This window comes from Consotaella aegiceratis (genome assembly GCF_036541425.1).
GTDB lineage: Bacteria > Pseudomonadota > Alphaproteobacteria > Rhizobiales > Rhizobiaceae > Consotaella > Consotaella aegiceratis.
This window is the reverse complement of the sequence record NZ_JAZHFT010000031.1, coordinates 42,970-55,942: the sequence shown is the minus strand read 5'-3', so window position 1 is coordinate 55,942 and position 12,973 is coordinate 42,970. Positions and strand designations below refer to the sequence as shown.

General features: G+C 61.9%; 12 protein-coding genes and 1 tRNA gene. 5 read left to right on the top strand and 8 right to left on the bottom strand.

Features of this window, described 5'->3' with window-relative positions; genetic code table 11:
• Positions 1–391 precede the first annotated feature (391 nt).
• On the top strand, positions 392–1,744 hold the full coding sequence (locus SMD10_RS18590; RefSeq protein WP_331687228.1) for an IS1182 family transposase: 1,353 nt from the start codon (positions 392–394) through the stop codon (positions 1,742–1,744).
• 122 nt (positions 1,745–1,866) lie between these two features.
• On the opposite strand, the gene SMD10_RS18585 is transcribed toward SMD10_RS18590, so the two are convergent.
• From SMD10_RS18585 to SMD10_RS18575, 3 genes are all read right to left on the bottom strand, one after another.
• Complete coding sequence (locus SMD10_RS18585) at positions 1,867–2,007, bottom strand: hypothetical protein (protein WP_331687227.1); 141 nt, start codon at positions 2,005–2,007, stop codon at positions 1,867–1,869.
• 242 nt (positions 2,008–2,249) lie between these two features.
• A complete protein-coding gene (locus SMD10_RS18580; protein ID WP_331687226.1) occupies positions 2,250–2,387 on the bottom strand; it encodes a hypothetical protein in 138 nt (45 codons plus the stop codon).
• A 55-nt stretch (positions 2,388–2,442) separates the two neighbouring features.
• Entirely contained in the window at positions 2,443–3,555 is a 1,113-nt protein-coding gene (locus SMD10_RS18575) for a GNAT family N-acetyltransferase (RefSeq protein WP_331687225.1), read from the bottom strand.
• 236 nt (positions 3,556–3,791) lie between these two features.
• Here SMD10_RS18575 and SMD10_RS18570 point away from each other — a divergent pair, with 236 nt between their 5' ends.
• Complete coding sequence (locus tag SMD10_RS18570) at positions 3,792–4,760, top strand: LysR family transcriptional regulator (RefSeq protein WP_331687224.1); 969 nt, start codon at positions 3,792–3,794, stop codon at positions 4,758–4,760.
• A gap of 11 nt (positions 4,761–4,771) precedes the next feature.
• On the opposite strand, the gene SMD10_RS18565 is transcribed toward SMD10_RS18570, so the two are convergent.
• The 3 genes from SMD10_RS18565 to SMD10_RS18555 all read right to left on the bottom strand — a co-directional run bounded on the left by SMD10_RS18565 (position 4,772) and on the right by SMD10_RS18555 (position 6,534).
• Positions 4,772–5,053, bottom strand: a complete 282-nt coding sequence (locus SMD10_RS18565) for a helix-turn-helix domain-containing protein (RefSeq protein WP_432757274.1) — start codon at positions 5,051–5,053, stop codon at positions 4,772–4,774.
• Between the two features lie 605 nt (positions 5,054–5,658).
• Positions 5,659–6,042: a helix-turn-helix domain-containing protein gene (locus tag SMD10_RS18560; protein ID WP_331687222.1), complete on the bottom strand. Its 384-nt coding sequence runs from the start codon at positions 6,040–6,042 to the stop codon at positions 5,659–5,661.
• Positions 6,043–6,123: 81 nt separating this feature from the next.
• Positions 6,124–6,534 (bottom strand): thermonuclease family protein, encoded by a 411-nt coding sequence (locus SMD10_RS18555; RefSeq protein WP_331687221.1) that lies wholly within the window; start codon positions 6,532–6,534, stop codon positions 6,124–6,126.
• Between the two features lie 410 nt (positions 6,535–6,944).
• Here SMD10_RS18555 and SMD10_RS18550 point away from each other — a divergent pair.
• From SMD10_RS18550 to SMD10_RS18540, 3 genes are all read left to right on the top strand, one after another.
• A tRNA-Ser gene (locus tag SMD10_RS18550) sits at positions 6,945–7,035 on the top strand.
• Positions 7,036–7,352: 317 nt separating this feature from the next.
• A complete protein-coding gene (locus SMD10_RS18545; protein ID WP_490338294.1) occupies positions 7,353–9,788 on the top strand; it encodes a phosphoketolase family protein in 2,436 nt (811 codons plus the stop codon).
• Between the two features lie 75 nt (positions 9,789–9,863).
• Entirely contained in the window at positions 9,864–10,679 is an 816-nt protein-coding gene (locus tag SMD10_RS18540; protein WP_331687220.1) for an aminoglycoside phosphotransferase family protein, read from the top strand.
• 91 nt (positions 10,680–10,770) lie between these two features.
• On the opposite strand, the gene SMD10_RS18535 is transcribed toward SMD10_RS18540, so the two are convergent.
• The gene (locus tag SMD10_RS18535; protein WP_331687219.1) at positions 10,771–11,367 is read right to left on the bottom strand and encodes a hypothetical protein; all 597 of its coding nucleotides are present in this window, start codon (positions 11,365–11,367) and stop codon (positions 10,771–10,773) included.
• Positions 11,368–11,606: 239 nt separating this feature from the next.
• Entirely contained in the window at positions 11,607–12,794 is a 1,188-nt protein-coding gene (locus SMD10_RS18530; RefSeq protein WP_331687218.1) for a cystathionine beta-lyase, read from the bottom strand.
• Positions 12,795–12,973 lie beyond the last annotated feature (179 nt).

The window sequence follows — 12,973 nt, the reverse complement described above, 5'->3', positions numbered from 1 at the left end:
GCCGCCACCAATCCAACGACACGTCCAACGAAGATGGTGTCAGCTTGGCGGACGGCCTCAGGCGTCAGTGCCCGGTGCACGGGGCACGCTTGTGCGGGCGCAACGACGAGCGATAGTCCGAAAGCAATTGCGAGCGTTCTCTGCATCACTCGTCCATTCTCTGGCTCTCTTGGTGACGAATCAGGTCACCTTACATCGTCAGCTGGCAGAAAGCGGACCGTCCGGAACTCTCCCATCTAGGTCGACCGCCTAGCCAACCACATGTCCGCTTCCGAGATCGGCTATTGACGCAAGGAAAGACCTTTATGGGCGTATTCCGTTGAAAAACTCGGCTGTTGAACGGAAGGCGTTTCGCTGATTCACTCCTGTAGAAGGACAGGAGGCGAAAGCGATGATGGGCCCGCGTCAAGTTGATCAGGCGTCGCTGTTCTACGAATTCTCGCTCGATCGGCATGTGCCGGCGAGCCATCTTCTTCGCTCGATCGACCGGTTCGTGGACCTGTCCGACCTGCGGCGAGAGCTGGCACCGTTCTACAGCACCACGGGCCGTCCCTCGGTTGATCCGGAACTGATGCTGCGCATGCTGATCGTCGGCTACTGCTTCGGCATCCGCTCCGAGCGGCGGCTCTGCGACGAGGTGCATCTGAACCTCGCCTATCGTTGGTTCTGCCGGCTCGGACTCGACGGCGCCGTGCCGGATCATTCGACGTTTTCGAAGAACCGGCACGGCCGCTTCCGCGACAGCGATCTTCTGCGGCGTCTGTTCGAAACGGTGCTGACACGCTGCATCGACGAGGGCCTTGTCGGCGGCGAAGGATTTGCCGTGGACGGCAGCCTGATCAAGGCCGATGCCAGTCGGCAGAAGGGTGTCGAACCGGCCGACTGGCCGACGGCGATCAAGCCCCGTCGCGCTGTCGAGGAATATCTCGCCGTCCTGGACGATGCCGCCTTCGGTGCCGCAACGCCGGTGGAGCCGAAGTTCATCTCTCCCGTCGATCCAGCGGCTCGCTGGACCGGCGCCGACGGTGGGCTGGCCTACTTCGCTTACGAGACGAACTACCTGATCGACCTGGACAACGCGATCATCGTCGATGTCGAACCGACGACGGCGATCCGTCAGGCCGAGGTCGCGGTGGCCAAGCAAATGATCGAGCGAACCCGGCAGCGCTTCGGCCTCTATCCGGCTCGCCTCGCGGCCGACACAGGTTACGGCTCCGCCGGCATGCTCGGTTGGCTGGTCTACGATCAGGGGATCGAGCCGCATGTCAGCGTCTTCGACAAATCGGCACGTCGGGATGGCACCTTCGAGCGCAGCGCCTTCACCTACGACCATGTCGGCGACGTCTACTTCTGCCCGACCGGCAAGATGCTCACCACCAAGGGCACGCTGGTCAATGACGGCGCCACGCTCCTCTACCGGGCGAGTCGGTTCGACTGCCAAACCTGCGATCTGAAGCAACGCTGTGCGCCGCGCGAACCGGCGCGCAAGGTCTCCCGCTCCCTCTTCGAAGGCGCTCGTGACATGGCGCGGGACATCATGAACAGCGAGGAAGGCCGCGCCTCGAAACGGCAGAGGAAGAAAGTCGAGATGCTGTTTGCGCATCTCAAGAGGATCCTGAAGCTGGACCGGCTGCGATTACGCGGACCATGCGGTGCCCGCGACGAATTCCACCTCGCAGCCACCGCCCAGAACCTCAGGAAGATGGCAAAGCTGATCCCGATGCCGGAGCCCAGTCCCGCATAGAACCGAGCGGAGGCTGTCCGTCGGCAACCTTCAGCCATCTGCAAACGGGCCGCGCCAGTCACAACGCCGGGTTCTTCAACGGAATAGGCGCTATCCGGACCATGCTTATTGGCCCGTGGGCCCTACGACCAAACGAACCAGCCCGTCACCAGCATGACGATACCGGAGCCGATCAGCGTCCAGTTGGACACGAGGATCGGTCCAAGGAGCGTCTTCCAGTCTTCGCGCCGCAACTGCCCCTGGCGCAGCAGTTTCCATGCCATCCGCCATCGTCCGAGGCGAGGGTGGTCGTGCCACCACAGCTCGCGGCGGAAATAGCGTTCAGTCTCTTCCAGTTGTTCAGGTGTCGGCTCCATTATACTTCTTACCTTTCGCTACGATCTGGAGCGCGTCGTCAGTCGTTCGGTCACCAGACAGAACGGCGGAGGTAGAGCCTCATTTTTTGGAATAGTACTACGGCTGCATGAGGATGAAAGGGCACTTGATCCATAATCCGGACGGACGTTCATTCGTCTTGTTCATCTTCGTCGGGATTGGTGGACATCAGAAGAACCGCAAGCTCTTGAGTGGCCAAATGAAGCGCGAATGCTGCGGGCCTGCTCACGTCTCGAACTTCTGGAATGATGTACTGGATCAGCTGCATCAGCGCCTTGACTTTCCGAGATTCATCCGGACGCAAGCCCTTCGGCCCCTGTCGCCTATTTTCCAACTGGATCGCCTCCGGCGGGATCGTTAGCCTCAAGCCTGCCTACCTCGTGCCAACGTCCTTCTGGTCTCAGCAGGACATACGCTCCGCTGTGAGCGGTGAGGTATTCATTGGGACGCGGGGTCTCCAGATCGCCTTCAAGATAGGTTCGCTCAGTGAGATAGCTCACCGCCGACCCTTCGCGCGCCTGAAACCCAAAACGTCGCCAGAGGGGATATATCGACGCCTCGGCCTGGCCGTAGAACTTGTGGTAGCCCTTCTCGCGCGCAAAGGCGATCGCCGCGCGAACCATCCGAAACGCAATCCTGGTGGATCGAAACCTCGGCAGGACTGCCAGCCGTTCGAGCTTTACGAAATCGGAGAAGTAGCGGAGCCGAAGGCATGCTGCCGGTTCGGCCCCGACATAGCCGATGAGATGCGTGCCCGTGAAGTCGTTGCCATCGACGTCTTCGTTGTAAGGGATGCCCTGTTCGCCAATATAGGCTGAACCCCGGATCGCGAGCACCTGCAATAGTTCGTCCAGCGAGTGGACAACCTTTATCCCGATCAGCCTGGTGCCGCGCGCCTTGGCGGGGTCAAAGCTGTCATAGGGCTTTGCGATTGAAAGTCTGCTGCCCGGCGCCTCAGGTGTTGCAACGGCTTCGACGCGGCGTTGGTAGTGCAGGATATCGGCCGCCAACCGCCCGTGCTTCTCGGTGCCCGGGATGAACCCGAGCGTTTCAAAAAAATGCAGCGCCTTCTCATTGGCCGCTTTGCAATACAGCGGAGCGGCTCGAAACTTATTGGAGGACAGTCGCTCCATCAGATGAGCGATGCCGCCCGACAGGCGCGGCGTGACCCAGATCCCCCAAACATAGACCGAGACGGCCGTCTCGCTCGGCCGGCAGATATACTGGCGAGCAGGTGCAACGGTGTCGAGTTCGCCGCTGAAGAGCGCCTGGTCGCCCGCCGCATTGAGCGGGAGAAGCGCGATAAGCCCCGTTTCGCGGTTGTCGTCGTGGGCGTCGGACGTTCGGACGATTTCCATCATCGTATCGGGGTTGTGCCGATACATCTCGATCACCGTCTCGGGTGTCGCTATGCCGGGCACGTCGGATGCTGCCATCGTTACGAGAGCTCGAAGCCGCTCCTCTGACGGAGCGCGTGCCATCGTGCCACGACCGACCCGCTGCAGATCCATACTGTCCAGATCTCGCATAGACCGTCGTTGGCTGGTGACGCCGCGATGAAAACCTTGTTCCATCGATAACACCCCCTGTTGATCGAATCTCTGTCCTGGACAACTCTGGCAGGAGGTGATGCAGTCGGGGAGGTTCAAAAAATGCGTAGCGCGGTGCAGGTTTGAGACCTCTTCCCGAAAAATTGGCCATCAGCTGGGATGACGTTCGCGTCTTCGCTAAGGTCGCCGAATTGGGGAGTATGAAGGCGGCGTCACGAGCGCTCGGGATGACCATCAACACGGTTCGGCGGCGCTTGGCGACATTCGAGACCCAGATGGATGCGGTGCTCCTGAACCGAACCGCAAAAGGCGTCGAGCTCACGCCGGAAGGCCGCAGCGTCTTCGACATCGCGGTCGAGATGAGCGAACATTCGGTCGCTTTACAGCATCTCTCACAACGTCATAGCCACGCTGCGTCGGGCATAGTCCGCTTGGCCGTGACGGAAGGGCTCGGGGCATTCTGGCTTACCCCGCATCTGGTAGCATTTCAGCGCGAGAACAGCCGGATCAAGCTCGACGTGCGGCACGACATGCGCATTCCGGACCTCTCGCGTCTCGAATGCGATGTTGCCGTGCAACTGCTGCGCCCGCGTGATGATAGCCTGATCGTTCGGCGGCTGGGATACCTGCACCTGATGGTCTATGGCTCGCGCGCCTATATCGCGAAACACGGGCAACCATCGACGTTCTCCCAGATGGAAAAATTCTCGTTTGTGCATCAGGTCGCCGAGCAGATCCCGAGTGCAATGCTGCAGGAGTTGGTCAGAAGCGATCCGATGATGCACTACGTGTCGATCATCGTGAACACAGCGAGCGCCCAGGTGCTAGCTCTGTTCAACAACGCGGGATTCGGCGTATTGCCGACCTACACGTCAGCCTTGACGGACGACCTCGTACCAGTGCGCACCGACTTTCAAATGCGCAGAGAGGTCTGGCTGGTCTATCATCCCGAAGCGGGAAAATTGGCGCGGGTTAGACGCCTGATAAGGGCAATCACCGCGGCGTTCGATCCCGGCCGTTACCCATGGTTCAGAGAGGAATTCGTCGATCCGAGCGAATTCGCCGTGGCAGACCGACCGCTATTCGACTAGAGATCTGCTGATCAGGAGGCCTCGCTTTTGACGATGGCCTTGATCAGATTCTCCACAGCCCGACGAACGCGATCATTGTCGATCGATGACAGACCCTGCCTTGGCTCGGCAGTATTGGCCTCAACCTGCACCGGTTCGTCGTCACAGCCTTCGAAGAAATAGGTTGGCGAGACATCGAGCGCTCGGCACATGAGGTGAAGTCGACTGGCGCCGATGCGGTTGGTCCCCTTTTCGTATTTCTGGACTTGCTGGAATGTTGTGCCGATGGCCTTTGCGAGGGTCGATTGGCTCATCCCCAATTCCAATCGACGCCTTCTGACCCGTGAACCAACAAATACGTCGACCGGCGTTTTCGGCATGCAGGACCCCTCCAAATGAAAAGCACATCTCATGCTTTCATAAGTTCGGAGAACAGATGCAATCCATAATTGTGAAATAAATTAGGTCAGTGCCTTCACATCTCCATTAAGGTAGATAAACGGTTAATTTCGATGAGACGCTCAGCGGTCGAGTTGGCAGGTTGTCGTATCCAGTGGATGGCTGGAGCCGGTTCTGCGCTCGGTCGCGCGCATGACAGTGTCCCAAAGCGCGCTTTCCCTACGTGGTCGCCGGACGTCGCCACTCACGAGCGTCGATCCATGCCGCGGCTGCTCCTTTCTGAGCAGCATGATGGCAGCCGGGCGCCACGCTCGTGCGATTTTAACCCTGCGGAAACTATTCGAGTGACACGGCGTTCACTCGATATATTATGCAACTATGGATAGATCGGAACAGACATCCGAGAAGATCAACGCCCTGCTGAGGTTGCTCGAATACGCCGCAGACGAGCTTCTAGATCTGTCTGTGAGCGCGTCTGAACACATCCGTCGCGCGATCTCCGATCTGGAGCGCCTGGACCTCAAGAGTGAATAGCATCCGGCTCATTCAAGGGCTCCTGATCCTCCGATCCGTTGATTGCCCGCACAAGACTGCGGATGGCGGACCGGACGCGGCGATCGCAGATATCATCGAGCTGCGGTGTGGCGAGGATTGTCGATTTCTTGAGCGAGGACGGCGGCCAATCGTCGTCGAAGCCGTCAAAGAAGGAGGCGGGCTCAACGCCAAGTGCCTTCGCCGCTCGATAAAGCCGGCTGGCGCTTATGCGGTTGATGCCCTTCTCGTATTTCTGCAGCTGCTGGAAGGTCACGCCGAGAGCTTCGCCAAGCGTTTGCTGCGATATGCCACGATCCGTCCGCAGCTCTCGCAACCGCTCGCCGACGAACAGGTCTACTGGATCCGCCAAAGTTGTCCCCTGAACACATAAATGGATGCAGGGTTGTAGCGTTTGCCGTAACGGAAGACGGTTTCAAAATGTAACGAATCGTCACCAACCGCACCAGACGTTGCCGTCGTTCGGCCAGGGCTGTGCCAGACCTTCGCTGATCAACACATCGCCGGCATCTCGGCCGTCGGAGAGCCGTACACGCGCCAGATCGCGCCCGTACGATCCCTTCTTTCCCGACCACTCGATTTCGTAGCCACCGGCCATCAAGGCCCGGAGCCGGTCGCGCGCCTCTTCGGCCTTGCGCTTCTCGGCGCCGCACTCCGGCTTGGACAACTCCGGGGTGTCGATGTCGAGCATCCGCCATTTGACGCCAAGCTCCCATCCGGTGTCTCCATCGACGATGCAGGTTAGCTTGCGCTCCGCGCGATTCCCTCCCGAGCAGACGGGCAGGGGTTTGGCCACCGCACTTCCAGCGACCAGCATCGCCATCGCGACAACGATCAGTCTCATGTTCTTCCCTGAATGTCGGCCGGGTTTACGGTCACAGTTGGATGAAAGTCGGTGCCGCCGCACTCTTTGCATTTGATCGGTAGCCGAACATTCTTGCCGACCATCACGAAGTCCGGACCGACGCGATCTAGCAGCTTCTGCAGGTCTACCTCGAAGGATCGCCCGCAGCCTCGGCAGTGGCAGGTAAGGCCATAGCCGAGATCGATATAGCCGGCGAGATTTGTGTTGCTGATTGTCATGGCCAGCAGGATAGGGCTCGCGCAAGCGATCGTCGAGAACGTACAGAGAACGCAATCCCCCAATTTTCCCCCGCATTTGTCGGGGGAATCCCGTTTCGTTCCGTTTTCTAGCGCAAAAAGCTGCAAGGATGGGGTTGCGCGAATCCTAGTGAAAGCCCTATGAGCGGCGTTGGAGAGGTGGCCGAGTGGTCGAAGGCGCTCCCCTGCTAAGGGAGTATACGTCAAAAGCGTATCGAGGGTTCGAATCCCTTCCTCTCCGCCAGTTTCCGCAAGTTCGCGATATCTCGCCGCCTGCATTCCGTCACCCATTGATTGCCTAGATGACCGGTCGGCGAACGTACCTTCGCGTGGCCGTCGCACGGCCCGAACGCTCTTGTTGGGGCAATTCTGACGGACGGCGCCTCTGCCTCCCGCCTTGCCGCGGCCATCTTCATCTTCACAAAGCGACTGTCGGGAGATGACGAGCGTCCGATCGGCGCTACCTCCGGGTGCGATCCGCTGCAACCGACGCGCTGAAGCGGTGGAACGAGGCGGCGCGGATCCTTGATCTTCCCCAGAAGCTCGATCGGAGAGGCCGAGATGCAAGAGCACGGAGCGAACACAGCGCTGAACCCCGACGCGATCAGGCAGGCGGCCGACGCTCTGCCCGGCGACGAGATGACGCTCATCGACGCCTATTGGCGCGCCGCCAACTATCTGTCGGTCGGGCAGATCTACCTGATGGACAATCCGCTCCTGAAGGAGCCGCTGCAGTCCGCTCACACCAAGCCGCGGCTGCTCGGCCACTGGGGCACGACGCCGGGCCTCAACTTCATCTACGCGCATCTGAACCGCATCATCGTGCGCCACGACTGCAAGGTTCTCTACATCTGCGGGCCGGGCCACGGCGGGCCGGGCATGGTCGCCAACACCTATATGGAAGGCACCTACAGCGAGATCTATCCCGAGATCGCCCAGGACGCGGCCGGCCTTCAGAAGCTGATGAAGCAGTTCTCGTTTCCCGGCGGCATTCCGAGCCACGCGGCGCCGGAAACGCCGGGCTCGATCCACGAGGGCGGCGAACTGGGCTACGCGCTGCTCCACGCCTATGGCGCAGCCTTCGACAATCCCGATCTGGTGGTGGCCGCCGTGGTCGGCGACGGCGAAGCGGAGACGGGGCCGCTGGCCGCCTCCTGGTTCTCCAACAAGTTCCTCAATCCCATCCGCGATGGCGCGGTGCTGCCGATCCTTCACTGCAACGGCTACAAGATCGCCAATCCGACGCTTTTCGGCCGCATGGAGGAAGAGGAGCTTCGCAGCCTGTTCGTCGGCTACGGCTATGATCCGGTGTTCGTTTCCGGCGACGATCCGGCGCTGATGCATCCGCTGATGGCCGCCACGCTCGACGCCTGTTTCGCGCGCATCCGCGAGATCCAGAAGCAGGCGCGCGACAGCGGCAAGGCGGGCGAGCCGCGCTGGCCGATGATCGTGCTGAAGAGCCCCAAGGGCTGGACCGGCCCCAAGGAGGTGAACGGCAAGAAGGTGGAAGGCTTCTGGCGCGCCCACCAGGTCCCGATCACCGACGTGCGCGACAACGGCCAGAACCTCGGCCTGCTCGAGGAATGGCTGAAGAGCTATCGTCCGGAAGAACTGTTCGACGAGGGCGGCCACCTGAAGCCCGAACTCGCGGCGCTCGCGCCCAAGGGCAACAAGCGCATGGGCGCTCTGCCGGAAGCCAACGGCGGACTGCTCCGGCGCGATCTGGAGATGCCGGACTTCCGCGACTATGCCGTGACGGTCGACAAGCCGGGCGAGGGCCGGGCGGAGGCGACGCGCGAACTGGGCAAGTTTCTGCGCGACATCATGAAGCTGAACGAGCCGCACCAGAACTTCCGCGTGATGGGGCCGGACGAAACCGCCTCGAACCGCCTGAGCGCCGTGTTCGAGGCGACCGACCGCGTCTGGATCGAGAAGACCGAATCCTACGACGAAAGCCTGAGCGAGAGCGGCCGTGTGATGGAGGTCCTGTCCGAGCATCTCTGTCAGGGCTGGCTGGAAGGCTACCTCCTCACCGGCCGGCACGGCTTCTTCTCGACCTACGAGGCGTTCATCCACATCGTCGATTCGATGTTCAACCAGCATGCCAAGTGGCTGAAGATCACCCGCGACTTGGAATGGCGCAAGCCGATCGCCTCGCTGAACTACCTGTTGACCAGTCACGTCTGGCGCCAGGACCACAACGGCTTCACCCACCAGGACCCGGGTTTCATCGACCACGTGATCAACAAGAAGGCGGATGTCGTGCGCGTCTACCTGCCCGCCGACGCCAATTCGCTGCTCTGGGTCGCCGATCATTGCCTGAAGACCTGGGACCGCATCAACGTCATCGTGGCGGGCAAGCAGCCGCAGCCGCAATGGCTGACGATGGAGCAGGCGATCGCGCATTGCGAGAAGGGCATCGGCGTCTGGGACTGGGCCTCGAACGATGAGGACGGCGAGCCTGATCTGGTGATGGCCTGCGCCGGCGACGTGCCGACCCTGGAGACGCTGGCGGCGGTCGACATTCTGCGCACCTACATGCCGGAACTGAAGATCCGCGTCGTCAACGTCGTCGACCTGATGACGCTGCAGTCGCACGGCGAGCATCCGCACGGGCTGACCGACATGGACTTCGACAGGCTGTTCACGCGCGGCAAGCCGGTAATCTTCGCCTTCCACGGCTATCCCTGGCTGATCCATCGCCTGACCTACCGGCGCGCCAACCACAACAACATCCATGTGCGGGGCTACAAGGAGGAGGGGACGACGACCACGCCGTTCGACATGGTCGTGCTCAACGATCTCGACCGCTTCCACTTGGCGCTCGACGCCATCGAGCGTCTGCCGGGCTGGCGCAACCAGGCGGGTTCGGCGGTCGAGTACTGCAACGCTAAGCTCAAGGAGCATAAGGCCTATGTCCATGAGCATGGCGAGGACATGCCCGAGATCCATGGCTGGGGCTGGCCCTATCAGACGGCGGCGCGTGCCGGCGACTGACCGTTTTGATCAGGAGGCGGGGCGGCGCCAGACCGGCGTCGCCCGCGCATCCAGCGGACGGGACCTTGAACCGGCATGACGCTGGAGTCCTATATTCGACGTTGGGAACTCGTACCGGACGGCGAGGAAATCGTCACTGCCAGCAGTCGGCTCATGCCGGTTCTCCGGCGCGGCGACCCGGCGATGCTGAAGCTCGCCCTGATCGACGAAGAACGGCGCGGCGTCGCGCTCATGGAATGGTGGGGTGGCGCCGGCGCGGCTGCGGTACTGGCAACGGGCGAGGGGGCGGTGCTCCTCGAACGAGCCACGGGGCCACGCTCGCTCATCCGGATGGCTTATGACGGCCAGGACGAAGAGGCTTGCCGCATCCTTTGCGCGACGGCGGCGCGACTGCACGCACCCCGACCGCGGCCCAAGCCGGCGGATCTCGTGCCGCTTCCGGTCTGGTTCAGGGATTTGGCGCCGGCGGCCGAACGCCATGGCGGAATTTTTGCCCGTTCGGCCGACGCTGCCCGGCTCCTGTTCTCCACCCAGAAGGATGTCGTCGTGCTGCACGGTGACATTCACCACGGCAATGTCCTCGACTTCGGGCCGCGCGGCTGGCTGGCGATCGATCCCAAGTCGCTGATCGGCGAACGCGGCTTTGACTTCGCCAATATTTTCCCCAACCCCTACGTGGCCGAACCCGGCCGACCCGTCGACATCGACCCTGACCGTTTTCGGGCGCGAGTGGCCGTCGTGGCGAAGGCCGCGGACTTGGAGCGACGGCGGCTCCTCCTTTGGATTCTCGCTTGGTCCGGCCTGAGCGCAGCGTGGAGCCGGCCCGATGCGTCCGACCCGCCGCTCACTCTGCAAGTCGCAGAACTGGCGGCCGCCGAACTCGGTCGATGAACGGCGGCCTCGATTCAAGGAGCTAACGCCCGAGCGGCGGCGCTAACTGGTCTGTTTCACGGCGAGATCAGGGCGCCTAAGGCAAGCGGTGCTACCGGGGACCATCCGGAGAAGGTCCGGGCGGGCCCGACATGGGCCGATCGGGCGGCGGCGTATCCAGCCGGTTGTCGGCAACTGACGAATAGCCGCCGGGCCGTGGGCCGCCCGCAAGGCCGAGATCCCGGCAGTCGGAAAAGACTTCGATCGTACTGGCGTTGGCGCCCGCCACCTGCTTCAGGACGAAGCCGAGGCTTCCGTCGGCAGCGCGCTGGCCCTCGACGCGGAACAGCCGCGCTTCCGTGGCGCTCCCGTCCGATCTTCGAGCATTGACCGCGCCGCAGACAGCAAGGTCGCCCGCAACCGTTTGCCCGGCCTTCACGGTGAAGATCTGCACGGTCTCGGGCGTGGTGAAGGCGTTCCCGACCACCGTATGAACGGCATCCTCCTCCGCCTGGGAAAGCGTATGAGGCCGCGTCGCCGTCAGCCGTTGCTTCGAACGGCCTCCAGGCAGCGCCATACGCGACAGGTTCAGCTCGGGCAGTTCCAGTTGCGACAGTTGCTGCGTCGGCCACGCGAGATGGGAGGCCGTTCCGGCGCAAGCCGACAGGCTCGAAAGGCTAGCAAGCGCGACAAGGGCTGTGAGCTTCATACTGCGGATTCTGGGCCGCGCCTGATATTTTGCAATGCTCTTTCGTTGCATTGCATCGCAGCCAAGCCGACGAAAGATCATCCTGTTGCACAAATCCGACATTCGCACCCGAGCCATCGCGGCCCGAAGCAAATGTCGGATTTGAAGATATCGTTATATCATATTGATGACGCGTGTTTTTTGTCAGACAAGTCTCAGGCGATTTCCGGTCTTTAGCCGCAGAACACTGCGCCGCCAATCTAGGCCTGGGCGATCCGTCTCGCGGCGTCCAGCCCCCGTTCGATGTCCGCCTGAAGGTCCGTGACGTCCTCCAACCCGATCTGCAGTCGGATCACCGCTCCCTCCTGCGGCGCCTTGGCCACCTTGCGGTCGGACAGGTCGACCTCCACCGCGAGGCTTTCGAAGCCGCCCCAGGAATAGCCCAGGCCGAAGATCTCCAGCGCGTCGAGGAAGGCCGCGGCGGCGTCCCGGCCACCACCGTCCAGAACGATCGAGAACAGGCCGCTCGATCCGGAGAACTGGCGTTTCCAGAGGTCATGACCGGCAAAGGACGGCAACGCCGGATGCAGGACCTTGGCGACGCCCTCCCGTCCTTCGAGCCATTCGGCGAGCGCCAGAGCGGAGCGTTGGTGCTCGGCAAGCCGCACGCCCATGGTCTTCAGGCCACGCAGCAGAAGATAGGCGTCGTCCGGAGCGGCGTTGACGCCGATCGTCATCTGCGCCTCGCGCAGCCGGGTCAGCGTCTGCTCGTTGGCCGACACGCTGCCCATCATGACGTCGGAATGGCCGCCGGGATATTTCGTCAGGGCATGGATCGACAGATCGACGCCATGCTCCAGCGGCCGGAAGAACAGCGGCGTCGCCCAGGTGTTGTCGATCATCACGACGGCATCGTGCCGATGCGCGACCGCCGAAGCGGCGGCGATGTCCATCATCTCGAACGTGTTGGAGCCGGGCGCCTCCAGAAACAGGACCCGGGTTTCCGGCCGGAACCGCGCCTCGAGATCCGCCATGGTGAGCGCCGGATCGAAATACTCCACCTCGACCCCCATGCGCTTCAGCATCGTGTCGCAGAAGCGACGTGTCGGAGAGTAAACCGAATCCACCGCGAGAAGATGATCGCCCGCCGACAGGAAGCCCAGCAGAGGGACCGTCACCGCAGCCAGACCCGATGGAACGAGCACCGTGCCGGCCGAGCCTTCGAGCTCGTCGATGGCCGCCTCGAGCGCCTGCGTCGTCGGCGTTCCGCGCAGTCCGTAGGTATAGCGCTGCGACCGCGACCGCATCGTCGCGGTGTCCGGATAAAGCACGGTGGAAGCGTGCACCACGGGCGGGTTGACGAAGCCGAAGTACTCGCTGGGTTCGTGCCCGCTATGAATGATACGAGTGCCGATTTTTTGCGCAGATTGTGAGGATGTTTTGGTCAATGGAGCGGCTTTCTTACTCGATTCTATGGCGACCTTAAAAATCAGCGGTCACTTCGTGGAAAAAACAAGACGGAAGCTTGACCTGCTGAAAATTATGGCATGTGATCTGTGCGCGACGGCGTTCTGCCGCCTGGCGCAGTTTGTCCCCCATGCCTTCTAGCACAGGGGACGGCTTTACT